Annotated in this window: 26 protein-coding genes; 7 read left to right on the top strand and 19 right to left on the bottom strand. The window is 58.2% G+C overall.

The features are described 5' to 3' along the window. Positions 1-25: 25 nt before the first annotated feature. On the bottom strand, positions 26-727 hold the full coding sequence (locus ACMWL8_RS08860) for a pirin family protein (RefSeq protein ID WP_023294637.1): 702 nt from the start codon (positions 725-727) through the stop codon (positions 26-28). Positions 728-831: 104 nt separating this feature from the next. On the opposite strand from ACMWL8_RS08860, the gene yhaJ reads away from it, so the two are divergent. After that, on the top strand, positions 832-1734 hold the full coding sequence (gene yhaJ, locus ACMWL8_RS08855) for a DNA-binding transcriptional regulator YhaJ (RefSeq protein ID WP_003862655.1): 903 nt from the start codon (positions 832-834) through the stop codon (positions 1732-1734). A gap of 41 nt (positions 1735-1775) precedes the next feature. Here yhaJ and ACMWL8_RS08850 read toward each other — a convergent pair whose 3' ends face one another. The 11 genes from ACMWL8_RS08850 to ACMWL8_RS08800 form a co-directional block, all read right to left on the bottom strand. Then, positions 1776-2141, bottom strand: coding sequence for a DUF805 domain-containing protein (locus tag ACMWL8_RS08850; RefSeq protein WP_028014511.1), 366 nt, complete (start codon positions 2139-2141; stop codon positions 1776-1778). A gap of 105 nt (positions 2142-2246) precedes the next feature. Then, positions 2247-3233, bottom strand: a complete 987-nt coding sequence (locus ACMWL8_RS08845; RefSeq protein WP_045260107.1) for a glutathione S-transferase family protein — start codon at positions 3231-3233, stop codon at positions 2247-2249. A 72-nt stretch (positions 3234-3305) separates the two neighbouring features. Then, positions 3306-3698, bottom strand: coding sequence for a DoxX family protein (locus ACMWL8_RS08840; RefSeq protein ID WP_014833394.1), 393 nt, complete (start codon positions 3696-3698; stop codon positions 3306-3308). Positions 3699-3939: 241 nt separating this feature from the next. Next, positions 3940-4236: a YqjK-like family protein gene (locus ACMWL8_RS08835; RefSeq protein WP_014885330.1), complete on the bottom strand. Its 297-nt coding sequence runs from the start codon at positions 4234-4236 to the stop codon at positions 3940-3942. Beyond that, on the bottom strand, positions 4233-4631 hold the full coding sequence (locus ACMWL8_RS08830) for a phage holin family protein (RefSeq protein ID WP_041907961.1): 399 nt from the start codon (positions 4629-4631) through the stop codon (positions 4233-4235). The genes ACMWL8_RS08835 and ACMWL8_RS08830 overlap by 4 nt, the downstream gene beginning before the upstream one ends. Before the next feature lies 1 nt (position 4632). Then, entirely contained in the window at positions 4633-4938 is a 306-nt protein-coding gene (locus ACMWL8_RS08825; RefSeq protein ID WP_008503141.1) for a DUF883 family protein, read from the bottom strand. Positions 4939-4967: 29 nt separating this feature from the next. Then, positions 4968-5336, bottom strand: coding sequence for a DUF1090 domain-containing protein (locus tag ACMWL8_RS08820; RefSeq protein ID WP_028014508.1), 369 nt, complete (start codon positions 5334-5336; stop codon positions 4968-4970). A gap of 143 nt (positions 5337-5479) precedes the next feature. Continuing rightward, positions 5480-5863 carry an EnvZ/OmpR regulon moderator MzrA gene (mzrA, locus tag ACMWL8_RS08815; RefSeq protein WP_045260108.1) on the bottom strand — a complete coding sequence of 128 codons (384 nt, stop codon included), beginning with the start codon at positions 5861-5863 and terminating at the stop codon, positions 5480-5482. 2 nt (positions 5864-5865) lie between these two features. Next, positions 5866-6528, bottom strand: a complete 663-nt coding sequence (yqjA, locus tag ACMWL8_RS08810) for a DedA family general envelope maintenance protein YqjA (protein WP_008503144.1) — start codon at positions 6526-6528, stop codon at positions 5866-5868. A gap of 343 nt (positions 6529-6871) precedes the next feature. After that, positions 6872-7648, bottom strand: a complete 777-nt coding sequence (gene exuR, locus ACMWL8_RS08805; RefSeq protein ID WP_028014506.1) for a transcriptional regulator ExuR — start codon at positions 7646-7648, stop codon at positions 6872-6874. Between the two features lie 115 nt (positions 7649-7763). Next, positions 7764-9062, bottom strand: a complete 1299-nt coding sequence (locus ACMWL8_RS08800) for an MFS transporter (protein ID WP_045260109.1) — start codon at positions 9060-9062, stop codon at positions 7764-7766. 476 nt (positions 9063-9538) lie between these two features. Here ACMWL8_RS08800 and uxaC point away from each other — a divergent pair, with 476 nt between their 5' ends. Further along, a complete protein-coding gene (gene uxaC, locus ACMWL8_RS08795) occupies positions 9539-10951 on the top strand; it encodes a glucuronate isomerase (RefSeq protein ID WP_045260110.1) in 1413 nt (470 codons plus the stop codon). Positions 10952-10968: 17 nt separating this feature from the next. Beyond that, positions 10969-12456, top strand: a complete 1488-nt coding sequence (locus tag ACMWL8_RS08790) for a UxaA family hydrolase (protein ID WP_045260111.1) — start codon at positions 10969-10971, stop codon at positions 12454-12456. Between the two features lie 140 nt (positions 12457-12596). Here ACMWL8_RS08790 and sstT read toward each other — a convergent pair whose 3' ends face one another. The 4 genes from sstT to ACMWL8_RS08770 form a co-directional block, all read right to left on the bottom strand. After that, complete coding sequence (sstT, locus tag ACMWL8_RS08785; RefSeq protein ID WP_045260112.1) at positions 12597-13838, bottom strand: serine/threonine transporter SstT; 1242 nt, start codon at positions 13836-13838, stop codon at positions 12597-12599. Positions 13839-14049: 211 nt separating this feature from the next. After that, the gene (locus tag ACMWL8_RS08780) at positions 14050-15015 is read right to left on the bottom strand and encodes a TerC family protein (RefSeq protein ID WP_028014501.1); all 966 of its coding nucleotides are present in this window, start codon (positions 15013-15015) and stop codon (positions 14050-14052) included. A gap of 251 nt (positions 15016-15266) precedes the next feature. After that, positions 15267-16265 carry a Gfo/Idh/MocA family protein gene (locus ACMWL8_RS08775; protein WP_045260113.1) on the bottom strand — a complete coding sequence of 333 codons (999 nt, stop codon included), beginning with the start codon at positions 16263-16265 and terminating at the stop codon, positions 15267-15269. Positions 16266-16335: 70 nt separating this feature from the next. Next, on the bottom strand, positions 16336-16839 hold the full coding sequence (locus ACMWL8_RS08770; protein WP_023333531.1) for a YgjP-like metallopeptidase domain-containing protein: 504 nt from the start codon (positions 16837-16839) through the stop codon (positions 16336-16338). An 83-nt stretch (positions 16840-16922) separates the two neighbouring features. Between ACMWL8_RS08770 and rlmG the strand changes: the two genes are divergently transcribed. Continuing rightward, on the top strand, positions 16923-18059 hold the full coding sequence (gene rlmG, locus ACMWL8_RS08765; protein WP_028014499.1) for a 23S rRNA (guanine(1835)-N(2))-methyltransferase RlmG: 1137 nt from the start codon (positions 16923-16925) through the stop codon (positions 18057-18059). Here the strand turns inward: rlmG and ACMWL8_RS08760 are convergent. The 3 genes from ACMWL8_RS08760 to lsrR all read right to left on the bottom strand — a co-directional run bounded on the left by ACMWL8_RS08760 (position 18056) and on the right by lsrR (position 22847). Next, the gene (locus ACMWL8_RS08760) at positions 18056-20077 is read right to left on the bottom strand and encodes an NADPH-dependent 2,4-dienoyl-CoA reductase (protein ID WP_045260114.1); all 2022 of its coding nucleotides are present in this window, start codon (positions 20075-20077) and stop codon (positions 18056-18058) included. The genes rlmG and ACMWL8_RS08760 overlap by 4 nt on opposite strands. Before the next feature lie 185 nt (positions 20078-20262). Further along, complete coding sequence (lsrK, locus tag ACMWL8_RS08755; RefSeq protein WP_045260115.1) at positions 20263-21843, bottom strand: autoinducer-2 kinase; 1581 nt, start codon at positions 21841-21843, stop codon at positions 20263-20265. 32 nt (positions 21844-21875) lie between these two features. After that, positions 21876-22847, bottom strand: coding sequence for a transcriptional regulator LsrR (lsrR, locus tag ACMWL8_RS08750; RefSeq protein ID WP_045260116.1), 972 nt, complete (start codon positions 22845-22847; stop codon positions 21876-21878). Positions 22848-23062: 215 nt separating this feature from the next. On the opposite strand from lsrR, the gene lsrA reads away from it, so the two are divergent. Genes lsrA through lsrD form a run of 3 tightly spaced genes read left to right on the top strand, consistent with a single transcriptional unit; the run spans position 23063 to position 26556 of the window. Then, positions 23063-24550, top strand: coding sequence for an autoinducer 2 ABC transporter ATP-binding protein LsrA (lsrA, locus tag ACMWL8_RS08745; protein ID WP_045260117.1), 1488 nt, complete (start codon positions 23063-23065; stop codon positions 24548-24550). Next, positions 24547-25578, top strand: a complete 1032-nt coding sequence (lsrC, locus tag ACMWL8_RS08740; protein ID WP_045260118.1) for an autoinducer 2 ABC transporter permease LsrC — start codon at positions 24547-24549, stop codon at positions 25576-25578. Before lsrA ends, lsrC begins: the two co-directional genes overlap by 4 nt. Further along, positions 25579-26556: an autoinducer 2 ABC transporter permease LsrD gene (gene lsrD, locus ACMWL8_RS08735; protein ID WP_045260119.1), complete on the top strand. Its 978-nt coding sequence runs from the start codon at positions 25579-25581 to the stop codon at positions 26554-26556. It begins immediately after the preceding gene. Position 26557 lies beyond the last annotated feature (1 nt).

Below are 26557 nucleotides of genomic sequence, written 5' to 3'. Positions count from 1 at the left end.
GGGAGAGGGACCGATCAAGCAACTCTTATACCGGCAAATCAATCAGCAGCGCGCGCAGCGGCGTATCCGCCACCAGGGTGATATTCGCTTCATCACGAATAAACGCCCCGTCGCCGCAGGTGAGCGCCTCTTTCTCTTCCGCGTGCGTCACCGCATGCACCGTACCGTGAATGGACTGCAGATAGGCGCGCGGACCATGAAGCTGGAAGCTTGCCTGTTCACCTTTCTTCAGCTCGATATGATGCAGCCATACCTGCTGTCGCAGCTGCAGGCTCCCTTTGCTGCCATCAGGGGATGCAATCAGCTGCTGCTTATCGCCCGTTAAATCTAACTTCTGTACCAGCGGATTTTCCCGCTCAGGGCAGGCGTCGAGCCACAGCTGCATGCGCGTCAGCGTTTTGTCTTTGCTGAGGTTATGCTCGCTGTAGCTGATGCCCGGCTGCGTGGAAATTAACAGCGCTTCGCCAGCCTTTGCCTGGACATGATTGCCCTCGCTATCGCGGTATTCTGCCTCGCCTTCCAGGATCAGGTTCAGGATATCGACTTTCGGATACGTACGCGGCTGGAAGGAGGCGCCCGGGGCGAGCACTTCCTGGTTCAACACGCGCAGTGAAGCGTAACCGAGGAGTTTAGGGTCAAAGTAGTGTCCAAAGGAAAAGGTGTAGCGGGCCTGCAGCCAACCGAAATCGGCTTGTCCGCACTGTTTCGCTGTTCTTGTCGTAATCATAAACTTGACCTCTCTTTACACTAAAACAATGGTAAAGGTATGGACGCTGCATTGTTAGCCAGATATTCTGCCTGGTATGTTCAAATTTCCTGAATGAGAGCGAGATGGCTAAAGAGAGAGCATTGACGCTTGAGGCGCTTCGCGTCATGGACGCGATTGACCGGCGCGGCAGTTTTGCGGCGGCGGCCGATGAACTGGGGCGCGTTCCGTCTGCGCTAAGCTACACCATGCAGAAGCTGGAAGAAGAGCTGGACGTGGTGCTTTTTGACCGCTCCGGTCATCGAACAAAATTCACCAATGTCGGTCGAATGCTGCTGGAGCGAGGCCGCGTGCTGCTGGAAGCGGCGGATAAGCTGACGACAGACGCCGAAGCGCTGGCGCGTGGCTGGGAAACGCATCTGACGCTCGTGACCGAAGCGCTGGTGCCGACCGAAGCGCTGTTCCCGCTGGTGGACCGCCTGGCGGCGAAGGCCAATACGCAGCTGTCGATCATCACTGAGGTGCTGGCCGGGGCGTGGGAGCGTCTGGAGACGGGCAGGGCGGATATCGTCATTGCGCCTGACATGCATTTCCGCTCCTCGTCAGAAATCAACTCGCGCAAGCTCTACAGCGTCATGAACGTCTACGTCGCCGCGCCGGATCACCCGATTCACCAGGAGCCGGAGCCGCTCTCTGAAGTGACGCGCGTGAAGTACCGCGGCGTGGCGGTGGCGGATACCGCGCGTGAGCGTCCGGTGCTGACGGTGCAGCTGCTGGATAAACAGCCTCGTCTGACGGTCACGTCACTGGAAGACAAGCGGCAGGCGCTGCTGGCCGGTCTGGGCGTGGCGACGATGCCCTACCCGTTTGTGGAGAAAGATATTGCGGAAGGGCGACTGAGGGTGGTGAGCCCGGAGTACACCAGCGAAGTGGACATTATTATGGCGTGGCGCCGCGACAGCATGGGCGAAGCCAAATCGTGGTGCCTGCGCGAAATTCCAAAGCTCTTTGCGCATCACAACAAATAAGCGAGCTGGCCCGGTAAGCGTAAGCGCCACCGGGCAGTAATTTACGCGCCGATCTTAGGATCCGGACCAAAGCGGTTTTCGCCCGGCGTCCCGCTCTGACAGTTGAAAATTAAAATCACGATCCAGCCGACAAGCGGGATCAACAGCAACAGCAGCCACCACGCCGAACGATCGGTGTCGTGGAGACGACGAAACAGCACGGCCCATGAAGGCAGCAAAACCAGCAAGCCATAAATCGTAGTGAGTACACCTTCACCGCCGGCGCGCTCCCAGCCGAGAATTTTATCCACGATGCCCAGCACCATAATCAGGACGAAGTTCACCAGAACGAACATCCAGTACTCTTTGCGGCGGGCGCGGCCACCAAATCCAACGTAGTTGCGCAGTACTTTTAAATACCAGTCCATTTTCCTTGCCTCTTAATCAGTCAATCACTTGTTTTCTAAGCGATCGAGGTAAGGATAGATGTATGCTGTGAATTAAAAAAGGGAATCACTTGATTCCCTAAATAATTATCCGAAACGCACGTCGCGCCCGTGCGGTTCATCCAGATCCTGCCACGGGCCAATGGAGATGATGCCCGTTGGATTGATGGTCTTATGGCTGCGGAAATAGTGGGTGCGAATATGGTCAAAATCGACCGTCTCCGCGATGCCCGGCATCTGGTAGATGTCTCGCAGGAAACCATACAGGTTCAGGTAGTCGCTGATGCGGTGTTTATCGCACTTAAAGTGGGTGACATAGACCGGGTCAAAGCGAACCAGCGTGGTCCACAGGCGAATGTCCGCTTCCGTCAGGCGATCGCCCGTCAGGTAGCGATGCTGGCCCAGGATCTGCTCCAGGCGCTCCAGCGATTCAAACACCTTTCCGACCGCTTCGTCATACGCTTCCTGGCTGGTGGCGAAACCGGCCTTATAGACGCCGTTGTTGACGTTGTCGTAAATCCAGCTGTTCAGCTCGTCAATTTTCTCGCGCAGTTCAACCGGGTAGTAATCCCCGGCGCGGGCGCCGTGCGCATCAAACGCGGTATTGAACATGCGGATGATTTCCGCGGACTCATTGCTGACTATCGTCTGGTTTTTCTTGTCCCACAGCACCGGTACGGTAACGCGTCCGGTGTAGTGCGGATCGGCGCGCAGATAGAGCTGGTAGAGGAAATCGTGGTGATACAGGTCATCACCGGTCGCGGCGGGGAAATCACTGTCGAACGTCCAGCCGTTTTCCAGCATCAATGGGTTCACCACCGAAACCGGAATCAAAGATTCGAGGCCTTTTAGCTTGCGCACGATCAGCGTGCGGTGGGCCCACGGGCAGGCGAGGGAAACATAAAGATGATAACGATCTTTCTCCGCCGAGAAGCCGCCTTCGCCGCTCGGGCCGGGTGCGCCGTCGGCGGTCAGCCAGTTACGGAAGGCCGAAACAGAGCGCTTAAAGCGTCCACCGGTGGATTTGGTGTCATACCAGACATCCTGCCAGACGCCGTCTACGAGTTGTCCCATTTTTTACTCCTCCGTCAGATAGCAAAAGCGAGGAGATGTCTCCTCGCTTTGTGTTTATTCAGTATAGCGTGCTTACCATTTCTTATTCAGAACGCGGTCGATGCTGTATGCGCCTGGGCCGGTGATGGCCAGCAGCAGGAAGCCACCCGCGATGGTCAGGTTTTTCATGAACATCAGAGAGTTTACGCCTTCCGCAAAGTTGCTGTGGAAGATGAACGCCGTCAGCAGGGTGAAGCCTGCGGTAAACAGCGCGGTGGTGCGGGTCAGGAAGCCGAAAAGAACCGCCAGGCCGCCGCCAAACTCAAGCAGAATGGTCAGCGGCAGCAGGAACCCCGGAACGCCCATGGCTTCCATATACTGCTGGGTACCCGCATATCCGGTGATTTTGCCCCAGCCTGCCACGATAAACAGAATTGGCATCAGAATACGCGCGACCAGTACACCAACATCTTCTAATTTTTTCATTTTACTCTCCAGGAAACCACATAAGCGGCTGAACATTATTTGTCTGCAATTCCGGGTAGATACCGCGGCTCTGCTGTCGATGGAGAGGAGTGTAAACGGGGCGGGTAGCAATTGTTAGCAAGGAAAACTGTCAATCTTCTTCAAAGATATTGAGTAAGGGCAGGTGCGCGCTGGTGCCCTCAGCCCACGGGGAGACGGGCAAAAACAAAAAACGGTAACCTGAGTTACCGTTTTGCGTTTATCACCGCAGCTGCTGTTGCCGCAACGTTGCTTTGACCAGACGCCAGGCGCTCCAGGCACCAAAACCGCGTCGGGCCCAGCGGATAAGCATATTTGGATGACGAACCGTCCAGATAGCCATCACGCTGCTTCCGACCAGCGCCCACGAACGCAGGCTCAGGAAGGTGTTCCAGCCACGGTCAAACCGTCGCGTCGCGTCGATCCAGTCACGGCGGCTGGCAGAAAGATCCAGCCGCTGCTGCTGGATCTGACTTAACAGGTACGCTTTTCGCTTCTGACGTTCCGCTTTATCGCTCACGGCTTGTCATCCTCCAGCAGGGCGCGATCGTTAGCCAGTTCCTGGCGCGTGTGGCGCAGGAAAGTGGACCTGCGTGCTTTACGCATCGTCCATATGCCGCCAATCAGCGCCGCGACCAGCAGAACGACGGTCGTGGCAATCATCGCGTTAAGTCGATACTGCGGGTCAATGGCCCAGATGATTAACACCATCAGGCTCATCAGACCAAACGCGGCGAAGAGCATGGTCAGCCCGAGCATCAGCAGCATCTGGAAGAGGTTCGCTTTCTCCTCTTCCAGTTCGACCACTGCAAGCCGGACGCGCGTTTCGGCAATCCCAACCAGCGTCGTTAAAATACGCTGGCCGATGCCGAGGACGTTATTAGCAGGCCCTTGTGCGTGACGAGGATCTTCCATATCAACGACGCGTCAGCAGGACACCCAGTACCACACCCACTGCGGCACCAATACCAACTCCCGTCCATGGATTGTCGCGCACATATTCATCTGCACGCGCAGCCGCTTCACGGGTCTGTTTCGCCAGTGCATCACCGGTTTCACCCAGGCGGTAGCGGCTCTCTTTCAGCGCCTGCTCCGCTTTGCTGCGCAGCTTACTTACTTCTTCTTTCGACTTATCGGCAGAGGAGTTCAGCACCTCTTCAAGGGTATCGGCCAGGGATTTCAGTTCAGCGCGCAGATGTTCAGACGTCGTATCTTTTGACATGATTCTCTCCTGTTGAGATTTCCGTTAACTCAATAATCGCGAGCTTCCAGCGCTTTCAGGTCGTCCTGCGCCTCTTTCAACTTCTTCTCGCGCTTAGCAATTTTTTCCGCATCCCCTTTCTCTTTCGCTTCCTGCAGGTCTTGACGGCGCTCGGCTATCTCGTCCTTCTGTTCAGCGATTTTCTTTTGGTGATCGGCACGCAGCTTGCTGTCTGAACAGTTCGCTTTCACTTCGCTCAGCGCTTTTTTGAGACCATCAACACGGTGCTGATTGTTATGCTTTTCGGCATAACCGATCTCACGCTGAATATCCTGTTCTTTCTCCTGACAGAGAGAGTTTGCGAAGGTCGTAGTGCTTAAAGAAAAAAGGGCCAGAGCCAGGGTCATGCGGAATTTCATTATCGAAACCTTCCATTGTGCTGCGGGGTTAGCCGCTATCCAAAATGATGCGGAGTACATTTGAGGGGTGCTCCGCGTACTTAAGCATAGTAAGTAAACGGGGGATTCACCAAAGTGAGTGAAAAGATTCGGAATCCAGGAAGTTATCCAAACCGATGCGACGTATCGCGAATCAATGATAACCACGCGGCTGGCGGGTTGTCATCTTCCTGCTGGGCAATGATATAGCCGTGCGGCAGCGTACGGTCAAGAACCGCTTTCGCGGCAGCGCTCTGCGCACGGGAATCAAACTTAATCAGTAAAACATCGTCCTGCGGGGTGATGCTTTTAAAGCGGATGCCGTTTGCATCCAGATGATGCCAGACAGAAAAACCGTCAGGCACACCGCCCCCCTGGTTTACCGGGCGAATGGCCAGCGTAGCCTCCTGATGTGAAAGCGTGTTCCAGGCCAGCAGTACGGCGCTGAGCATCACCAGTGCAATAAAGGCACAGGCAAAGCGGCGCATGGCGAGCGGTGAGATAACCATCGTTAACCTCGTGCTCCGTATTTTTTCTTCCACAGGACAACCAGCGAGCCGATCAGGCCGAAGACCAGCAGAACAACAGGCAGCAGCATCAGGCAGGACATCAGCTGATCTTCATATTTCATGAAGACCGGCGTCTTACCCAGCGCATAGCCCAGCGTCGTCAGGATCAGAACCCATAACAGGCCGCTCATCCAGTTGAAGAACTGGAAGCGTGCGCTGCTCAACCCGGACAGCCCGGCAATGGTGGGCAGCAGGGTGCGCACAAAGGCGATAAAGCGGCCAATCAGCAGCGCGGAAAGCCCATGCTTATGGAACAGGTGGTGTGCCCGCTGGTGATAGTGCGCAGGCAGATGGGAAAGCCAGTTCTGTACTATTCGGGTATTGCCCAGCCATCTTCCCTGGATATAACTCACCCAGCAGCCAAGGCTGGCCGCGACGGTCAGTAATAAAATGGTTTGCGGGAACGCCATTGCGCCTTTAGCACACAGCACGCCGACAAGCACCAGCAAACTGTCACCCGGCAAGAAGGCTGCAGGCAGCAAACCATTCTCAAGGAACAGAATCATAAACAAGACAAAATAGAGCATGCCAATCATGGAAGGGTTGGCCAGCGTTTCAAAATCCTGCGCCCAAAGGGCATGCAGCAGTTGGGTCAAAAGTTCCATTCAGTGTTCCTGGAAATCGGTTAACGTCTCGCCTGTTATCCGGGATAAACAGCACGGCGACATTGTTGTGATTTCATTATGGTCGCTCGCGGACACATTGCGGTGTGGCCAACACTGTTCCCTGTTAATTGGCTGGTTAGCAAGCACTAACTTTCAAAATAACGAAGTGAATCCAATTGTAACAAAGCCCAACGTTCTGCGTCACAGAATTTGCAGGGTGAGGTGATTTTGGCGTAAGCCCTGAAAGTGAGCGAGGGATTTTACAAAGGCTGACACTATATATGTTTTGCTTACCCATTCAGGCGGGGAGGCGCAGCGAAGCGCCTGCCGGTAGAAAGGTCGCCTATTTTGCGCCGCTCGGGGCCGTATCGAGATGAACGACAGGATTATCGGCAAAAAGATAACGGTCAGCGTTAAATTCGAAGTCGTCACTGGTTTCATTGAAGAGCATCTGCTTGGTATTTTCCAGGTGCTGCCACATGGCGAGCTTAGCGGCATGGGGATCTTTACGAATCAGCGCCTTAAGAATTTGATCGTGGTCGTCACACCAGTTGTCCACGGTACGGGAATCAATATGGTCGTGCAGTTTTTTCCAGTACGGGTTGTGAACGCGCTGAGTCCACATTTTCTCAACGATTGCCGCCAGCGCCGTATTCTGGGTTGCCAGGGCGACCTGAACGTGAAACTGCAGGTCCCACTCGGAATCACGGAAACATTTTTCCTTGCGAGCGTTCTCCTGGATCTCCATCAGCTTCATGATGTCCTGCTTGGTCACCTGCGTGGCGGCAAATTCGGCAATATTGCTTTCGATCAGCTGGCGAGCCTGGAGCAGCTCAAACGGACCGTAGCTGGCGAATTCTAGACTTTCATCCGCCACCGGAGAATGTTTAGGCTGATTAGAAATAACGTGAATGCCGGAACCTTTGCGTACCTCAACGTAGCCTTCCACTTCCAGCATGATAATCGCTTCGCGCACCACGGTTCGGCTTACGCTTTTTTCATCCGCGATAAAGCGCTCGGCGGGAAGTTTATCACCGACAAGATAGACCCCTTGCTCGATGCGATCTTTCAGCTCGGCAGCAAGTTGTTGATATAAACGACGTGGTTCGGTGATTTCCATATGCGCTCCAGGCAGGGTACGGCAGATGATTTGTTATACCACTTTCACGGAATACTCTCCAGATTTTGCCATTAAAAAAGCCGCCCTGGGGCGGCTTCGGTGAAACGCATTTTCGCTAACTCTGCGTAGCTGGTCGCCCGAGAGACTCTTTCGCCAGCTCCTCTGCGGATTTGCTTTTCAGCACCGTCCAGATCACCACCGCGCCCAGCAGGTCGAAAATAGCCAGCACGGCGAACAGCGGGCTGAAGCCTATGGTATCCGCCAGCGCGCCGACAACCAGCGCAAACATCGTACTCGCGGTCCAGGCGGCCATCCCGGTCAGGCCGTTGGCGGTGGCCACTTCGTTGCGACCGAAAACGTCAGACGAGAGCGTAATCAGCGCGCCGGACAGGGACTGGTGCGCAAATCCACCGATGCACAGCAGGGCGATAGCCACATACGGACTGGTGAACAGGCCGATCATGCCCGGGCCAATCATCAGCAGGGCGCCCATGGTCACCACCATCTTACGGGAAACAATCAGGTTCACCCCAAACCAGCGCTGGAACAGCGGTGGCAGGTAGCCGCCTACGATACAGCCCAGGTCAGCGAACAGCATCGGCATCCAGGCGAACATCGCGATCTCTTTCAGGTTAAAGCCGTAGACTTTAAACATAAACAGTGGGATCCACGCGTTGAAGGTGCCCCAGGCCGGTTCAGCCAGGAAGCGCGGCAGGGCGATACCCCAGAACTGACGGGTGCCCAGGATCTGCCAGACGGACATCTTCTTGCCGTTGTTGGTCTGGTGCTGCGCTTCCTGACCACCAATAATGTATTCGCGTTCTTCCTCGGAGAGTTTTTTCTGATCGCGCGGGTGTTTATAGAAAACCAGCCACGCGATAGCCCAGGCGAAGCTCAGCACGCCGGAAATGATGAACGCCATCTGCCAGCTGTGCATCACGATGGCCCACACCACCAGCGGCGGCGCAATCATTGCGCCGATGGACGACCCCACGTTGAAGTAACCCACCGCGATGGAACGCTCTTTTGCCGGGAACCACTCAGAGCTGGCTTTCAGCCCCGCCGGGATCATTGCGGCTTCTGCCGCACCGACCGCGCCACGGGCCAGCGCCAGGCCGCCCCAGCTACCCGCCAGCGCGGTTGCACCGCAGAATACCGCCCAGGCGATGGCGAAGAAGGCATAGCCGATTTTGGTACCGAGAATATCCAGCACGTAGCCTGCGACAGGCTGCATGATGGTATACGCCGCGGAATAGGCGGCAATAATGTAGGAGTATTGTTGCGTGGAGATATGCAGCTCTTCCATTAACGTCGGCGCTGCGGCTGCCACGGTGTTACGCGTCAGGTAGCCCAGCACGGTGCCTAACGTCACCAGTGCGATCATATACCAACGTAACCCTTTAATTTTACGCATCTAAAACCTCATCGTTATGTTATGTCCGCGCCAGAGCACGGCAACTTCTCAACCGTTTCCGGGAGCCGTTGGGTAACGGGAGGGGCGTAGCCGGAAGCATGTCCCGGAACGGCCCGAACCTTGCCATAAGTAAGCGTGCATAAGTCGGTATCCGTACCGTTAAACCCGATGCCTCTCACACCGGTAATGCATTCCGTCGGCTTATAGTTTGCGACGGCGAAAAGATAACTTGTCATACAACTTTAAAAGGTGAGTGACATCACAAATGCATGATTCTTTGTAGGGACATTAATCGCTGCGCGCAAAGCCAGTAACGGCGCGGCCTGTAGAAGGGTTTACCCCATTGAGGGTAATTTATTTGTTAGCGTTTATTGATCTCACTCACGAAAAAAGCTTCGGTGGGTGGAAATTGGTGTGATAACTTTGCAGCATATGAACATACGCTTTCTGACGCTCCCGTAATGAGGAAGACGATAATGACGCCGTTTATGACCGACGATTTTCTGTTAGATACCGAATTTGCCCGCCGCCTGTACCATGACTACGCTAAAGACCAGCCGATTTTCGACTACCACTGCCACTTACCCCCGCAGCAGGTTGCCGAAAATTATCGTTTCAAAAACCTGTATGATATCTGGCTAAAAGGTGACCACTACAAATGGCGTGCGATGCGCACCAACGGCGTGGCCGAGCGCCTGTGTACCGGCGACGCGACCGATCGCGAGAAGTTTGACGCCTGGGCGGCGACCGTTCCGCACACTATCGGCAACCCGCTTTACCACTGGACGCACCTCGAACTGCGCCGTCCGTTTGGCATCACCGGCAAGCTGCTTTCTCCCGCTACGGCGGATGAGATCTGGGACCAGTGCAATGCGCTGCTGGCGCAGGATAACTTCTCCGCGCGCGGCATCATGAAGCAGATGAACGTGAAGATGGTGGGCACCACCGACGATCCGATTGACTCCCTGGAGCATCATGCCGTTGTCGCCAAAGACGCCTCTTTTGACATTAAAGTGCTGCCAAGCTGGCGCCCGGACAAAGCCTTCAACATCGAACAGGCCACCTTCACCGACTATATGGCGAAGCTGGCGGAAGTGTCCGATACCGACATCCGTCGTTTCGCCGATCTGCAAACCGCGCTGACCAAACGTCTGGATCACTTCGCGGCGCACGGCTGTAAAGTCTCTGACCACGCGCTGGACGTGGTGCTGTTCGCGGAATCCAACGAAGCCGAACTGGACAGCATCCTGGCGCGTCGCCTCTCCGGTGAATCGCTTAGCCAGCATGAAGTAGCGCAGTTCAAAACCGCGGTGCTGGTGTTCCTCGGCGCGGAATACGCCCGTCGCGGCTGGGTACAGCAGTACCACATCGGCGCGCTGCGCAATAACAACCAGCGCCAGTTCAAACTGCTGGGCGCGGACGTGGGCTTTGACTCCATCAACGACCGCCCGCTGGCGGAAGAGCTGTCAAAACTGCTGAGCAAACAGAACGAGCAAAACCTGCTGCCGAAAACCATTCTCTACTGCCTGAACCCGCGCGATAACGAAGTGCTGGGCACCATGGTGGGCAACTTCCAGGGCGAAGGTATGCCGGGCAAGATGCAGTTCGGATCCGGCTGGTGGTTCAACGATCAGAAAGACGGCATGGAGCGTCAGATGACGCAGCTGGCGCAGCTCGGTCTGTTAAGTCGCTTCGTGGGTATGCTGACCGACAGCCGCAGCTTCCTGTCCTATACCCGTCATGAATATTTCCGCCGCATTCTGTGCCAGATGATTGGCCGCTGGGTGCATGCGGGCGAAGCGCCAGCGGATCTCCAGCTGCTGGGCGAAATGGTGAAAAACATCTGCTTTAACAATGCGCGTGACTACTTCGCCATTGAACTGAACTAAGGCCGTCTGAGGTTGATATGCAATACATCAAAATCCATTCGCTGGATAACGTGGCCGTCGCGCTGGCAGATTTAACCGAAGGCACGGAAGTGGCCTTCGATAACCAGTCGGTCACGTTGCGCCAGGCCATTGGACGTGGACATAAGTTTGCCCTGATCCCCATTGCAAAAGGGGAGAACGTGGTGAAGTACGGTTTGCCCATCGGCCATGCGCTGGCGGATATTGCGCCGGGTGAATATATTCATTCCCACAATACCCGCACCAATCTCAGCGATCTGGACGAGTACAGCTATCAGCCTGAACTCCCGAAGGCAGGCGTGCAGGCAGGGGATCGTGAGGTGCAAATTTACCGTCGCGCAAACGGTGATGTGGGGATCCGCAACGAGCTGTGGATCCTGCCGACCGTCGGCTGCGTGAACGGCATTGCGCGTCAGATCCAGACCCGCTTTCTGAAGGAGACCCACGATGCCGAGGGCATCGACGGGGTACATCTGTTCAGCCACACCTACGGCTGCTCCCAGCTGGGTGACGACCACATCAACACCCGCACCATGCTGCAAAACATGGTGCGCCACCCGAATGCGGGCGCGGTGCTGGTGATCGGCCTCGGCTGCGAGAACAACCAGGTCGACGCCTTCCGCGAGACGCTGGGAGAATTCGACCCTGAGCGCGTTCACTTCATGGTGTGCCAGCATCAGGACGACGAAGTGGAAGCGGGCGTTGAGCAGCTGCATCAGCTGTATGAGGTGATGCGCCACGACAGGCGCGAGCCGGGCAGGCTGAGCGAGCTGAAGTTTGGTCTGGAGTGCGGCGGGTCTGACGGTCTTTCCGGCATTACCGCCAACCCGATGCTGGGCCGCTTCTCGGATTACGTGATTGCCAACGGCGGCACCACGGTGCTGACCGAAGTGCCGGAGATGTTTGGTGCGGAGCGCATTCTGATGAGCCACTGCCGTGACGAAGAGACGTTTGAGAAGACCGTCACCATGGTGAACGACTTCAAACAGTACTTCATTGCCCACAATCAGCCGATTTACGAGAACCCGTCGCCGGGGAACAAGGCGGGCGGAATCACCACGCTGGAGGAGAAATCCCTCGGCTGCACCCAGAAAGCGGGTGCCAGCCAGGTGGTGGACGTTCTGCGCTACGGTGAACGCCTGAAAACCCATGGCCTGAACCTGCTGAGCGCACCGGGTAACGATGCGGTCGCCACCAGCGCGTTGGCGGGGGCGGGTTGTCACATGGTTTTGTTCAGCACCGGTCGCGGTTCGCCGTACGGCGGTTTTGTGCCGACGGTCAAAATCGCCACCAACAGCGAGCTGGCGGCGAAGAAAAAGCACTGGATCGATTTCGACGCAGGCCAGCTGATCCACGGCAAAGCGATGCCGCAGCTGCTGACGGAGTTCGTGGATACTATCGTGGAGTTTGCTAACGGCAGGCAGACCTGTAACGAGAAGAACGACTTCCGCGAGCTGGCGATCTTTAAGAGTGGTGTGACGCTTTAAGTGTTTTGTCGGGTGGCGCTAGCGCTTACCCGACCTACTGAACTTTAATCGGTGCGGCCTGATGCCCTCACCCTGACCCTCTCCCACGGGGAGAGGGTACAAACATTAAAAACGGCAACCTCAGGGTTGCCGTTTTGCTGTTAACCTCGCAGGGCGTTCTTCGCTAAACGCGCGTCTTCCGCCTGGCACACGGCGGCGGTAAACATCACGTCGGTGGAGGAGTTGATCGCGGTTTCGCAGGAGTCCTGCAATACGCCGATGATAAAGCCCACCGCAACCACCTGCATGGCGATCTCGTTCGGGATGCCGAACATATTACACGCCAGCGGGATAAGCAGCAGGGAACCGCCCGCCACGCCGGATGCGCCGCAGGCACACAGCGAGGCCACCACGCTCAGCAGCAGCGCGGTGGGCAGATCCACCGGAATACCCAGCGTATTCACCGCGGCCAGCGTCAGCACCGTGATGGTGATAGCCGCTCCCGCCATGTTGACGGTCGCGCCCAGCGGAATGGAGACGGAGTAAGTATCGCGGTCCAGATTCAGCTTCTCACACAGGGACATGTTGACCGGAATGTTTGCCGCCGAGCTGCGGGTGAAGAAAGCGGTCACGCCGCTTTCGCGCAGGCACATCAGCACCAGCGGGTAAGGATTACGTCGGATCTGCAGGAACACTAGCAGCGGATTAATCACCAGTGCCACGACGGCCATACAGCCAACCAGCACCAGCAGCAGCTGCGCATAGCCCCACAGCGCGCCGAAACCGGTGGTTGCCAGCGTGGATGCTACCAGACCGAAAATACCAATCGGCGCAAAGCGGATGACCACCGTCACGATAAACGTGACGGCGTGAGAAAGATCGATAACCAGGTTTTTGGTCGTGTCGTTGCTGTGGCGCAGAGCGAAGCCGAGGCCGACGGCCCATACCAGGATCCCGATGTAGTTCGCGTTAATTAGGGCATGGATCGGGTTGGCGACAATACTCATCAGCAGGCCGTGCATCACCTCAACAATACCCGCGGGCGGCGTGATGTCGGTGGCGCCAGTGGTCAACTGCAGCGTGGACGGGAAAATAAAGCTAACGACAACCGCCGTCAGCGCGGCTGAGAATGTACCCAGCAGATACATCCACAGAATCGGGCGAATATTGGTTTTCTGCCCCTGCTGGTGGTTGGCGATTGAGGCCATCACCAGCGTTAAAACCAGAACCGGCGCGACCGCTTTCAGCGCGCCGACGAACAGCGTGCCCAGCAGGCCAGTGGCTTCGGCGGCAGGTTTTGAGATCAGTGCCAGCGCGACGCCGAGCACCAGTCCAATCAGTATTTGCTTAACAAGGCTGCCGCGCGACAGGCGCGCAAGCAGGCCCGATGAGGATATCGTCATGAGTGTTCCTTAAGTGAAATTGCGTTCCATCCCGGCTGTGCTCTTAGTCACATTTATGTCCGGATGTAAGTAAATGTTTGCCTGGTCGAGTATAGGGAAAGTGTCTGCGGAGGGAAGCGTAAAATGCTGGATTTTACGTGTTGCGTCATGTTTTTTAACTATTGATTAACGAAAAATGCCCGGTAAGCGCAACGCCACCGGGCAAAAAGCACTAAGCCTGCTGCTTCTTATCGTGCTGGCGGTTAACCCAGGTATTGATAACCAGCGTCACCAGCAGAATGCCGAACACCACGCCGAGCGAAATGGCGATCGGGATGTGGTAGAAATCGACGATCAGCATTTTGATACCGATAAACACCAGGATCACCGACAGGCCGTACTTCAGCATCGAGAAGCGCTCTGCCGCGCCTGCCAGCAGGAAATACATGGCACGCAGACCGAGGATCGCAAACAGGTTAGAGGTCAGCACGATGAACGGATCGGTCGTCACCGCGAAGATTGCCGGGATGCTGTCTACCGCGAAAATCACGTCGCTCAGCTCGACCAGAATCAGCACCAGCAGCAGCGGGGTGGCAAACAGCAGACCGTTCTTACGCACGAAGAAGTGTTCGCTCTCGATCTTGTCCGTCATGCGCAGATGGCCGCGGATCCACTTCACCAGCGGCTTATCGCCGATACCGGTATCGTCTTCTTTTGCCAGCGCCATCTTGACCCCGGTAAACAGCAGGAACGCGCCGAACACGTACAGCAGCCATTCGAACTGGGTAATTAGCCAGCTGCCAGCGAAAATCATGATGGTACGCAGGATGATGGCACCCAGTACGCCGTAGACCAGCACGCGGCGCTGCAGGGCTGCAGGCACAGCAAAGTAGCTGAACAGCATCAGCCAGACAAAGACGTTATCAACCGCCAGGGCTTTTTCAATCAGATAACCGGTGAGGAAGGCGAGCGCCTGAGGATCGGCCACCGCGCGGCCTTCAGTCGAGGCCAGATACCACCAGAAGGCGGCGCAAAAGAGGAGTGAGAGGGTAACCCAGACCAGCGACCAGACGGCGGCCTGCTTAACGCTCATGCCGTGCTCGCCGCGACGACCCTGCAAAAAGAGGTCGATCGCCAGCATGATGAGCACGACAACCGCGAATCCGCCCCACAGCATTGGAGTGCCGACAGAATGCATACTATTTTCCTTACACATAAAAAACAAAAACGGCCATGGTCAGAAGACGATAGCCGTTAGCTTTTTATGCATAGACCTCGCCTTCCGGCAAGGTCTCACTTACAACCACGAGGGTTGCCCGGCGACCGGATGCGGTATTGCACGCATCGTAATGACGATCCACCGGCGAAGAAGTTACTCCCCTTTGCAGGTAACAAAATATGTCAGACCATCGGTTTCGTCAATGGCCTGCGCCGTTTCATTACACAGCTTTACGCGATCGCTTCCGCGCTCACGCCGTCTGCCGGGAACACCACGCCGGTCTGACGGCGGATCTCGGTTTGCAGCTTCGCCGTGGTGCGGCTTACCGCAAGGCCTGGGTGATTCACTTCGTTGTCTTCCACCAGACGGGCGAAGACCTCTGCCTCATAGAGCATAGTGTTAATATGCTGAGGCTGCGTCAGTTCCTGCGCTTTGCCGCCACGCGGCACGAAGCTCACCTTCTGGCACTCGGAGATTTTCTCGATAACCAGCGAGCCGGCTTCGCCCTGAATTTCGCTCGGCAACACGGAATCGCTCACCTTGGAGTGCTGCAGCGTGACGCTAAAATCACCGTAATCCAGCACCACCAAACCGTGTGCATCCACGCCGCTCTCCAGCAGGCTGGCGGTGGCCGTAACGCCGTGCGGCTCGCCCCACAGCGCTACGGCAGAGGCCAGGCAGTAAAAACCGATATCCATAATCGAGCCGTTTGAGAAGACCGGGTTAAAGGTATTCGGATTCTCGCCGTCCAGATAGCGCTGATAGCGCGACGAATACTGGCAGTAGTTGATAAAGGCTTTGCGCACTTTGCCAATTTTCGGCAGGGACTGCTGCAGCAGAAGGAAATTCGGCAGGCTGGCGGTTTTGAACGCTTCGAACAGCACCACCTGGTTTTCGCGGGCAAGCGCAATGGCCGCTTCCACTTCCTCAATATTCGAGGCCAGCGGCTTCTCGCAAATTACGTGCTTTTTATGGCCGAGAAACAGCGCCGTTTGCGGGAAGTGCAGGGAGTTCGGGCTGGCGATATAAACCGCGTCAATGGCGTCGCTTTGCGCCATTTCATCCAGAGAGGTGAAGAGATGCTCGACGAGGTAGTCGTTAGCAAAGCTCTGCGCCTGCTCAAGGCTGCGGGAATAGACTGCAGTGAGTTTAAGTTTGCCGGTTTCGTGGGCGGCGTCGACGAACTGGCGCGTGATCCAGTTCGTTCCAATGACTGCGAAACGTATCATAAACGTTTACGTACTCCGTAGCGGGGAACCTTTAGCCACTGTAGCACGGGATTATTGCAAAACCAGTGCGCTATTCCGCATTACCATTTAACGATAAATGCGTAAGCCACAGGCGGGTATCAAACTCCAGCTGGTGATACTGCGGCTCCATGTGGCAGCACAGGGAATAGAACGCTTTGTCGTGCTCTTTCTCTTTCAGGTGCGCCAGCTCATGCACCACGATCATCCGCAGAAAGGCTTCCGGCGCGTTACGAAACACCGTCGCCACGCGGATCTCCGCCTTAGCCTTCAGCTTGCCGCCCTGCACGCGGGAGATGGCGGTGTGCAGGCCGAGCGCGTTTTTCAGCACGTGGATCTTGTTGTCGTACATCACCTTGTTGATCGGCGGCGCGCTCTTCAGATACCGGCTTTTCAGATCCTGCGTATACTGCCAGAGGGCCTTATCGGTCGCGAAATCGTGCGTGCCGGGATAGCGTTTTTCCAGCACCGCGCCGAGCTTCTGCTCGGCAATCAGGCTGCGAACCTGAGTCAGTAAATGCTCCGGGTAGCCCTGGAGATAAGTAAGTTGGTTCATCAAAAGCCCAAATTAATGCGAAAACGGGTATACTCACGCACCCTTTTCAGGGATACGCCAAATTTTACCATTCAGGAGGGCCGATGAGCCACTTAGACAACGGTTTCCGTTCACTCAACCTTAAACGTTTCCCGGAAACGGACGACGTAAACCCGCTTCAGGCGTGGGAAGCGGCGGATGAATATCTGCTGCAGCAGTTGGATGAGACTGAAATCCGCGGCCCGGTTCTGATCCTGAATGACGCGTTTGGTGCCCTGGGCTGCGCCCTGGCAGAGCACACGCCGTACAGCATTGGCGATTCCTACCTGAGCGAACTGGCGACGCGTGAAAACCTGCGCCATAACGACATCGACGAGTCCAGCGTGAAGTTCCTCGACAGCACCGCGGACTACCCGCAGGCGCCGGGCGTGGTATTGATCAAGGTGCCAAAAACCATGGCGCTGCTGGAACAGCAGCTGCGCGCGCTGCGCAAAGTCGTCACGCCGGAAACCCGGATCATTGCGGGTGCCAAAGCGCGCGATATTCACACGTCGACGCTGGAGCTGTTCGAGAAGGTCCTCGGCCCGACCACTACCACGCTTGCCTGGAAAAAAGCGCGCCTGATCAACTGCACCTTCAGCGCACCGGAGCTGGCCGACGCGCCGGAGACGCTGAGCTGGAAACTGGAAGGCACCGACTGGACCATCCATAACCATGCGAACGTTTTCTCCCGCACCGGGCTGGATATTGGGGCGCGTTTCTTTATGGAGCATCTGCCGGAAAACCTGGAAGGGGAGATTGTCGATCTGGGCTGCGGCAATGGCGTGATTGGCCTGACGCTGCTGGCGAAGAATCCGGAAGCCAGCGTGGTGTTCAGCGACGAGTCGCCGATGGCGGTGGCCTCCAGCCGTCTGAACGTAGAAACCAACATGCCGGAAGCGGTGGATCGCTGCGAATTTATGATCAACAACGCGCTCTCCGGCGTTGAGCCTTTCCGCTTCAACGCCGTGTTCTGCAACCCGCCGTTCCACCAGAAGCACGCCCTGACGGATAACGTCGCGTGGGAGATGTTCCACCACGCTCGCCGCTGCCTGAAAATCAACGGCGAGCTGTATATCGTGGCGAACCGCCACCTGGACTACTTCCACAAGCTGAAGAAGATTTTCGGCAACTGCGTCACCATTGCGACCAATAACAAGTTTGTGGTGCTGAAAGCGGTGAAGCTGGGTCGCCGTCGCTAAATAACCAGTGCAAGCTGGGTGCCCTGCGCAATCGCCCGCCGCGCATCCAGCTCCATCGCCACGTCGCACCCGCCGATCAAATGCACCGTTTTACCCGCTTCGCGCAGCGGATCGGCCAGATCGCGCTTTGGCTCCTGTCCGGCGCACAAAATCACATGATCCACGCGCAGCAGCTGCGGTTCACCACCGATCAGCACATGCAGCCCGTCGTCGTCGATCTTCTGGTAGCTCACCCCCGGGATCATCTTCACTCCGCGCGAGAGCAGGGTGGCGCGGTGGATCCAGCCCGTGGTTTTGCCCAGCCCTTCACCCGGCTTGCTGGCCTTACGCTGGAGCATCACGATCTGGCGCGGGCTTTTCGGCAGCTGCGGCCCTTCCGGCCGTAATCCGCCGGACTGGCTCAGGCTGGTATCAATGCCCCATTCTACGCAAAACTCGGCGATGTTCTGGCTGGTGGCCTCGCCCGGCTGGCTTAAATACATCGCGGTATCAAAGCCGATCCCGCCGCAGCCGATAATCGCCACCTTCTCGCCAACGGGCGCTTTGTCACGCAATACGTCCAGATAGCTCAACACCTTCGGATGATCGATACCCTCGATTGCAGGCGTGCGCGGTGCGATCCCGCTCGCCAGGATCACCTCGTCGAAACCGATCAGATCCGCCGCGCTGACAAGCTGGTTAAGCCGCAGATCAACACCCGTCAGATCGATCATCCGGCGGTAGTAGCGCAGGGTTTCATAGAACTCCTCTTTGCCGGGGATCTGTTTGGCGATATTAAACTGCCCGCCAATTTCACCGGCGGCATCAAACAGCGTCACGCTGTGCCCGCGTGAGGCGGCATTCACCGCAAACGCCAGCCCAGCGGGGCCAGCGCCCACCACGGCCAGGCGTTTTTTATTGACCGTCGCAACCACCGGCATTTTGGTTTCATGGCAGGCGCGGGGGTTCACCAGGCATGAGGTGACTTTGCCGGCGAAGATCTGATCCAGACAGGCCTGGTTACAGCCGATGCAGGTGTTGATCTCATCCGCACGGCCGCTTTGCGCTTTAGAGAGCAGTTCGGCATCCGCGAGGAACGGACGCGCCATTGAGACCATATCGGCGTCGCCGCGTGAGATCACATCGTCCGCCACCTGCGGGTCGTTAATGCGATTCGTCGTTACCAGCGGAACGGAGACTTTGCCTTTCAGCTTGCGCGTTACCCAACTGAACGCCGCGCGCGGCACCGGCGTGGCGATGGTCGGGATGCGCGCTTCGTGCCAGCCAATCCCGGTGTTGATGATGGTGGCACCTGCGGCTTCAATCGCCTGCGCCAGCTGCACGGTTTCGTCGAACGTGCCGCCGCCCTCCACCAGGTCGAGCATCGACAGGCGGAAGATAATAATAAAGTCCGCGCCCGCACGTTCGCGCACCGCGCGCACCACCTCCACGGCAAAGCGCATCCGGCGGGCATAGTCACCGCCCCATTCGTCGTCGCGCTGGTTGGTGCGGGCGGCGAGGAATTCGTTAATCAGATAGCCTTCAGAGCCCATCACCTCCACACCGTCGTAGCCCGCCTCACGCGCCAGCGCGGCGCAGCGGGCAAAATCGTCGATCAGCGCCAGGATCTCGTCGTGGCTGAGGGCGTGAGGGGTAAAGCGGTTAATCGGCGCCTGAATAGCCGATGGCGCAACCAGCTTTGGCTGATAGCTGTAGCGCCCGGTATGCAGAATTTGCAGGGCGATTTTGCCGCCTTCGTTATGCACCGCGTCCGTGACAATGCGGTGATGCGGCAGCTGTGTCGCATCATTCAGAACTGCGCCGCCCTCCATCGTCACGCCTGAAGGGGCAGGGGCTACGCCGCCGGTGACAATCAGCGCCACCCCGTGGCGGGCGCGCTCGGCATAGAAGGCTGCCAGGCGCTCGGCTCCGTCCGGACGCTCTTCCAGCCCGGTGTGCATCGAGCCCATTAACACGCGGTTTTTGAGGGTGGTAAACCCCAGCTCGAGGGGGGCGAATAGCGACGGGTAGCGGCTCATAGTCTCTTCCAGTGTAAAATTATTGTTATGTGGTCGGATGAGTTACTAATTTAGCCAGCGGCAGCAGAAAGGTAAAAGCGGGATCGAATGATTGTGATAGATCTCAAAGAACTTCCCCGGTAGCGCTACGCTTACCGGGGCTACAAAACCCCAGGACGGATAAGCGCAGCGCCATCCGGCGTTATTTACGGCGTCGCTGCCCGCGCTAACCCCGGCGCCTGCCACATCGACGTGGTCAGCCCGCTGTCCACCAGCCCGAGCTGATCCGCGTACACCGCCTGCCACTTCTCCATCATGCCGTCGTACAGCTCCCGGTGCTGCGGGTTTGGCGTAAACTCGCGGCTCCACTTCACCAGCTGCTCGCCCGTCGAGGCCATATCCGCAAACAGCCCCGCACCCGTTCCGGCGGCAATGGCGCAGCCGAGCGCCGTTGCCTCTTTGACTTCCGGCACGCGCACCGGCAGGCCGGTGACGTCGCTTAAAATCTGGCTCCACAGGGCGCCCTTTGCGCCGCCGCCCGCAAACACCAGGCTATCAAACGTCACGCCGGAGAAGCGTGAAATCTGCGTCAGGTTACAGGCCGAGACGATTGCCGCGTTCTCCTCCAGGGCGCGGAACAGCGTCGCTTTGTTGCACTTTTCCGGGTCGATGGAGAGGTTAATAAACGACGGCGCGGCGTGGTACCACTGCTTGAAATGCATCGCGTCGGAGAAGATTGGCATTACACCGTGGGAGCCAGCGGGTACGCGGCCCGCCATCTCTTCCAGCAGGGAATAGGTGTCCATCCCCATCCGCTCGGCAATCAGCTTCTCTTCGGCACAAAAGGCGTCGCGGAACCAGCGCATGGTCAGCCCGGTAAAGAAGCTGATCGACTCCGCCTGTGCCATGCCGGGGATAACGTGCGGGTTTACGCGGATGTTCATCTCGGGGTCGGTGCGCACCTGCGGCAGGTTAACCACCTGCTGCCAGAAGGTGCCGCCCAGCACCGCCGTTTGTCCGGCGCGGACCACGCCCAGCCCCAGGCAGCCCAGCTGCACGTCGCCGCCGCCCATCACTACCGGCGTGCCCTCGCGTAAACCGCTCTGCTGTGCGGCTTCTTTCGTGATGGCCCCCAGCACGGTGCCGGTCTCTTTTACCGGCGAGAGAATATCGGCGCGCAGCCCGGCCATGTCGAGCAGCGCTGGACGCCAGTCGCGTGAAAAGAGATCCAGCATGCCGGTGGTGCCCGCGTTAGACGGATCGACCGCCAGCTCGCCGGAGAGCTTTGCCGCCAGCCAGTCGCTGATCATGGTGATAGTGGCGGCCTTACGATAAATATCCGGGCGATGATGCGCCAGCCAGAGCAGGCGCGGCATGGCGCTAAGGGCAAGCGTCTGCCCGGAAACGTCATACACTTCGGATTCAAAACGGTAGTCGTGGATCTCTTTGAGTTCAGCCACCTCGCGGCTGGCGCGGGCGTCAACGTTGGCGCAGGCCCAGATGGCCTCGCCGCTGCGGTCGTACAGCACGATCCCTTCGCGCATCGAACAGCAGGCGACGGACTGAATATCCGCCGCGCTCAGGCGCGCGCGCTCCAGCGCCTGCTGAATGCACCGGCAGGCCAGCTGCCAGTTGGTGTCGAGATCGAACTCCATCGACCCCGGCACGTTCTCCACGCTCAGGTGCTTCCACTCGGCCTGGCCGACGGCAATCTGGTTGCCCTGCAAATCGAAAATTACGGCGCGAACGCTGCCTGTCCCTGCATCTAACGCTAAAAGGTAACTCATGAGCTTGCCTCGATGTTAGCGCAGGGCGACTCTTATTCGGCCAGAGCCAGCACCGCGCGGGCTGTCGTCTCTTCCGTCACCAGGCCATTAATACGGCGACCTTTCAGTGCGGCATAAATCGCATCGGCTTTCTCTTCCCCTCCGGCCACGCCGACGATGGTGGGCAGCTGCGCCAGTTCATCGAGCGTGACGCCGAGTAATTCTTTATGGATCTCCAGCTCCTCGACGCATTCCCCTTCGGCGTTAAGGAAATAACCGAGGATATCGCCTACCGCCCCTTTACGGGCGTACATCAGCTGTTCACCTTCGCTGATATAGCCGGAGCGCAGTATCGTCGCGTCACGTCGCTGGTTCACGGAACCAATGCCGACCACCGCCACGTCAGCGGCGGTCGCGGCGAGGATCACGTCCCGAACGCTGGTTTCGCGCTTTAAGATCCCGGCGACTTCCGCAGATGAAACGCGAAGCGGGGCGGGGATCATGCTGACGCTACAGGCCGCATCCAGCTGGCCGATACCGGTCATATACGGCCCCACGCCGCCGGAAAGCGTCACGAGGCGGATCTGCTGCGAGCTGATAAAGCCGCTTAAGTGTTGCAGGCTGCTCATGGTGGTTTCACCGAACCCCACCGCCAGCAGCTGGCCGGGCTCCAGCACGCCCATCAGCGACTGCGCCGCGCCAATGCCCAGCCGCACGTTCATCGGCGGGGTATTTAGGGCAGGCATCACGCGCACCAGCTTCAGGCCAAAGCGCTGCTGTAGCTCGGTTTCCAGCGACAGGCAGCCCTCGTAGCGGGAGTTGATCTGCACGCGGATCACCCCCGACTGGCGGCCTTTCTCCAGCAGGCGGGAGATCTTCAGGCGCGGCAGACCGAGCCGTTCGCCGATATCATTCTGGGTCAGCCCGTCGTGGTAGTAGCACCAGGCGACGCGCGCCACCAGCTCCTCTTCCGCCAGCGCCAGCCCGGCAAACCGTCCTTCTTCCGCAGTGCGTTTATCGCTCATAATTGAACTCTTATAAAAATTTAGATCATATGTTCGTAATGGCGCGGCGTGAAAATGTGAGCTACGCGGCAAAACGGATCATTTAGATCGTTTCTGGTTAATCTGAATCTCAATCGATAAAACTGTGATCCCTGCACGGTTGTAAATATAGTTCACCGTCTACGCTTTTGAACATTATTAAATCTAAAAATCATTTGTTCAATAGCGGAGCGATGATGACACCACTTCTCAACGCGCGAAATATCAGCAAGCAGTTCTCAGGCGTGCCGGTCTTAAAAGGCATTGATTTCACGCTGCTTGCGGGGCAGGTGCACGCGCTGATGGGCGGTAACGGCGCGGGAAAATCGACGCTAATGAAGATCATCGCTGGGGTGGAAACGCCGGATAGCGGTGAACTTTCGGTTGCGGGCGAGTCTTTTGCACGGCTTACCCCGGCGCAGGCGCACCGGTTAGGCATTTATCTGGTACCGCAGGAGCCTCTGCTTTTCCCCAACCTGACCGTGCGGGAAAACATCCTGTTCCGCCTGCCGCGAGAGCGCGATCGGGAAAAGCGGCTGGCGGAGAAACTCCAGCAGCTGCAATGTCAGCTTAATCTCGACGCAACGGCCAGCACCCTGGAAGTGGCGGACCAGCAGATGGTTGAGATCCTGCGCGGGCTGATGCGCAACGCCAGAATTCTGATCCTCGACGAGCCCACGGCCTCGCTGACGCCCGGCGAAACCGAACGGCTGTTTCGCCAGATCCGCGCCTTACAGGCGCTCGGCGTCGGGATTGTCTTTATCTCGCATAAGCTGCCGGAAATCCGCACGCTGTCGAGCCACGTTTCGGTGATGCGCGACGGCGCGGTGGTGCTCAGCGGCGAAACCGCCCAGTTTGACGACAGCGCCCTGATCGCCGCCATGACGCCGGTCAGCCGCGAGAAAGGCTTTAGCGATGCGCAAAAGCTGTGGCTGGCGCTGCCGGGAAACCGCCGCACCCAGCCGCAGGATTTTCCGGTGCTGCGCGTGGAAGATCTCACCGGAGAGGGCTTTATCGATCTCAGCCTGGAGATTTACGCCGGGGAGATCGTCGGCCTTGCCGGACTGGTCGGATCCGGGCGCACCGAGTTTGCCGAAACGCTCTACGGCCTGCGTCCCGTACGCGGCGGGCGGGTGTGGCTGGAGAGCCGGGAGATCACCTCCGATCCGGTGGGTTCACGTCTGGAAAAAGGGTTGGTTTATCTGCCGGAAGACAGGCAGGTGTCCGGCCTGTTTCTCGACGCGCCTGTCCGCTGGAACACGGTGGCGCTGAACGAGCCGTCGCTCTGGCAGCAGCGAAAGCGGGAGTCTGCGGTGGTGGAGCGCTATCACCGGGCGCTGGGGATCAAGCTCAATCATGCGGATCAAACCGTGCGCACGCTCTCCGGCGGCAACCAGCAGAAGGTGCTGCTGGCGCGCTGTCTGGAGGCCAATCCTTTGTTGCTGATCGTCGATGAGCCGACGCGCGGCGTGGACGTGTCGGCGCGCGCCGATATCTACCAGCTCATTAAAAGCGTGGCGGCGCAGAATGTTGCGGTGCTGATGATCTCAAGCGATCTCGATGAATTTCCCGGCCTTGCGGACCGCGTGCTGGTGATGCATCAGGGCGTACTCAGCGGCGAGCTGCCGCGCCACGCCGTCAGTCTCGATCGGATGATGGCGCTGGCGTTTGGAGGACAATCATGAAGATCTTACTCAAAAACCGCGAGCTGAGCGCGTTTCTTGCCATTCTGGCGCTGTTCGCCGTGCTGGTGGCGCTGAATCCGTCCTACTTCAGCCTGCAAACGCTGGGGATGATCTTCGCCAGCGCGCAGATCCTGATCCTGCTGGCCATCGGTGCGGCGCTGGTGATGCTGACCCGCAATATCGACGTCTCCGTGGGCTCGACCGTCGGGCTGTCCGCCATTGCCGTCGGCGTGGCGCTCAACGGTGGCTACAGCCTGCCGGTATCGATACTTTTTGCGCTGTCGATTGGCGCGCTGGCGGGGGCGTTCAACGGTTTTCTGGTGGTGGGGCTGCGCATTCCGGCGATTGTCGCCACCCTCGGCACGCTGGGGCTGTACCGCGGAGCGATGCTGCTCTGGACGGGCGGAAAGTGGATTGAAGGGCTGCCGCCGGGGCTGAAATCTCTCTCCGAGCCTGCCGCCATCGGCATTTCACCGCTCGGCGTGGGAGTGTTGATTCTCGTTGTCGTTGGCGCGTGGGGGCTATCGCGCGCCTCGTTCGGGCGTGATTTTTACGCGGTGGGGGATAACCTCGCCGCCGCGCGCCAGCTGGGCGTGGCGGTGAACCGCACGCGCATGATCGCCTTCACCCTCAACGGCATGCTGGCGGCCTGCGCCGGGATTGTCTTTGCCGCGCAGATCGGCTTTGTGCCCAACCAGACCGGCAGCGGGCTGGAGATGAAGGCCATTGCCGCCTGCGTGCTCGGCGGCATTTCGCTGCTGGGCGGCACCGGCACGCTGGTCGGTGCGTTCCTCGGCGCGTTCTTCCTTACCCAAATCGACACCGTGCTGGTGCTGTTCAGGCTACCGGCGTGGTGGAACGACTTTATCGCCGGGCTGGTGCTGCTGGGCGTGCTGGTGCTCGACGGGCGGCTGCGCCAGGCGCTGTCACGCCATCAGCGGGCGCTGAAGTACGGCCGGTTCCAGCCTGGCAACAGAGGGGGAAAGCACGTCACCCCCTTTCCCAAACGCAACAAAGAGGTGGCGTAAATGAGGCTCAACTGGGAAAGCGCGCTGCTGATATTGCTGATGCTGGAGATCCTGCTCTTCGGCGCCATCAACCCGCGCATGCTCGACGTTAACATGCTGCTGTTCAGCACCAGCGATTTCATCTGCATCGGCATCGTGGCGCTGCCGCTGACGCTGGTGATTATCAGTGGCGGGATCGACATTTCGCTGGGCTCCACCATCGGCCTGTGCGCCATCGCGCTGGGGGTGATGATGCAGGCGGGGTGGCCCATGACGATCGCCGTTCCGCTGACGCTGCTGCTTGGCCTGCTGTGTGGGCTGGTGAATGCGGCGCTGATCCACTACACCGGCATCAGCCCTTTAGTCATTACCCTCGGCACGCTCTACCTCTACGGCGGCGGTGCGTTACTGCTCTCCGGCATAGCGGGGGCGACGGGCTACGAGGGCATCGGCGGCTTCCCGGACAGCTTTACCGCGTTCGCTAACCTCACGGTGCTGGGGCTGCCGATCCCGCTGGTGCTGTTCGCGGTGATTACAGCCTTTTTCTGGCTGATTACCCATCGCGGGCGCTTTGGCCGCCATCTGTTTTTAATCGGCCAGAATCCGCGCGCGGCGCGCTATGCGGCGCTGTCGGTGAACGGCATGCCCTACGCGCTGTACGGTCTGGTCGGCGTGGCGTCGGCGGTGGCCGCGCTGGTGATGGTCTCCTATTTCGGCTCTGCGCGTTCGGATCTGGGGCGCGATTTGCTGATGCCCGCGCTCACCGCCGCCGTACTCGGCGGGGCAAATATTTACGGGGGTTCAGGGTCGGTGCTGGGTACGGCGCTGGCGGCGCTGCTGGTGGGGTATCTCCAGCAGGGATTACAGATGGTCGGCATCCCCAACCAGGTGTCGAGCGCGCTGTCTGGGGCGCTGCTGGTTGTGGTGGTGATGGGACGTTCGCTAAGTCTGCACCGCGAATGGGTGCGATCTCTCTTCAGAAAACTATCCGGAGCGTAAG

The sequence above is a fragment of the Enterobacter sp. 04-C-12-SI-ECC genome (genome assembly GCF_047530715.1).
In the GTDB taxonomy this organism is placed as follows: domain Bacteria; phylum Pseudomonadota; class Gammaproteobacteria; order Enterobacterales; family Enterobacteriaceae; genus Enterobacter; species Enterobacter bugandensis.
The sequence above is the reverse complement of the archived record's forward strand: the minus strand, read 5'-3'. Positions and strand labels throughout refer to the sequence as shown.

Coding starts and splice junctions, on each gene's coding strand:
- uxaC (WP_045260110.1), top strand. CDS start 9,539: ATGACGCCGTTTATGACCGACGATTTTCTGTTAGATACCGAATTTGCC.
- yqjA (WP_008503144.1), bottom strand. CDS start 6,528: ATGGAACTTTTGACCCAACTGCTGCATGCCCTTTGGGCGCAGGATTTT.
- lsrR (WP_045260116.1), bottom strand. CDS start 22,847: ATGAGCGATAAACGCACTGCGGAAGAAGGACGGTTTGCCGGGCTGGCG.
- ACMWL8_RS08800 (WP_045260109.1), bottom strand. CDS start 9,062: ATGCGTAAAATTAAAGGGTTACGTTGGTATATGATCGCACTGGTGACG.
- sstT (WP_045260112.1), bottom strand. CDS start 13,838: ATGACGATATCCTCATCGGGCCTGCTTGCGCGCCTGTCGCGCGGCAGC.
- ACMWL8_RS08780 (WP_028014501.1), bottom strand. CDS start 15,015: ATGCATTCTGTCGGCACTCCAATGCTGTGGGGCGGATTCGCGGTTGTC.
- ACMWL8_RS08790 (WP_045260111.1), top strand. CDS start 10,969: ATGCAATACATCAAAATCCATTCGCTGGATAACGTGGCCGTCGCGCTG.
- ACMWL8_RS08775 (WP_045260113.1), bottom strand. CDS start 16,265: ATGATACGTTTCGCAGTCATTGGAACGAACTGGATCACGCGCCAGTTC.
- lsrC (WP_045260118.1), top strand. CDS start 24,547: ATGAAGATCTTACTCAAAAACCGCGAGCTGAGCGCGTTTCTTGCCATT.
- exuR (WP_028014506.1), bottom strand. CDS start 7,648: ATGGAAATCACCGAACCACGTCGTTTATATCAACAACTTGCTGCCGAG.
- ACMWL8_RS08830 (WP_041907961.1), bottom strand. CDS start 4,631: ATGGAAGATCCTCGTCACGCACAAGGGCCTGCTAATAACGTCCTCGGC.
- lsrA (WP_045260117.1), top strand. CDS start 23,063: ATGACACCACTTCTCAACGCGCGAAATATCAGCAAGCAGTTCTCAGGC.
- lsrK (WP_045260115.1), bottom strand. CDS start 21,843: ATGAGTTACCTTTTAGCGTTAGATGCAGGGACAGGCAGCGTTCGCGCC.
- ACMWL8_RS08770 (WP_023333531.1), bottom strand. CDS start 16,839: ATGAACCAACTTACTTATCTCCAGGGCTACCCGGAGCATTTACTGACT.
- ACMWL8_RS08760 (WP_045260114.1), bottom strand. CDS start 20,077: ATGAGCCGCTACCCGTCGCTATTCGCCCCCCTCGAGCTGGGGTTTACC.
- lsrD (WP_045260119.1), top strand. CDS start 25,579: ATGAGGCTCAACTGGGAAAGCGCGCTGCTGATATTGCTGATGCTGGAG.
- ACMWL8_RS08850 (WP_028014511.1), bottom strand. CDS start 2,141: ATGGACTGGTATTTAAAAGTACTGCGCAACTACGTTGGATTTGGTGGC.
- ACMWL8_RS08825 (WP_008503141.1), bottom strand. CDS start 4,938: ATGTCAAAAGATACGACGTCTGAACATCTGCGCGCTGAACTGAAATCC.
- yhaJ (WP_003862655.1), top strand. CDS start 832: ATGGCTAAAGAGAGAGCATTGACGCTTGAGGCGCTTCGCGTCATGGAC.
- mzrA (WP_045260108.1), bottom strand. CDS start 5,863: ATGGTTATCTCACCGCTCGCCATGCGCCGCTTTGCCTGTGCCTTTATT.
- ACMWL8_RS08820 (WP_028014508.1), bottom strand. CDS start 5,336: ATGAAATTCCGCATGACCCTGGCTCTGGCCCTTTTTTCTTTAAGCACT.
- ACMWL8_RS08860 (WP_023294637.1), bottom strand. CDS start 727: ATGATTACGACAAGAACAGCGAAACAGTGCGGACAAGCCGATTTCGGT.
- ACMWL8_RS08840 (WP_014833394.1), bottom strand. CDS start 3,698: ATGAAAAAATTAGAAGATGTTGGTGTACTGGTCGCGCGTATTCTGATG.
- rlmG (WP_028014499.1), top strand. CDS start 16,923: ATGAGCCACTTAGACAACGGTTTCCGTTCACTCAACCTTAAACGTTTC.
- ACMWL8_RS08845 (WP_045260107.1), bottom strand. CDS start 3,233: ATGGGACAACTCGTAGACGGCGTCTGGCAGGATGTCTGGTATGACACC.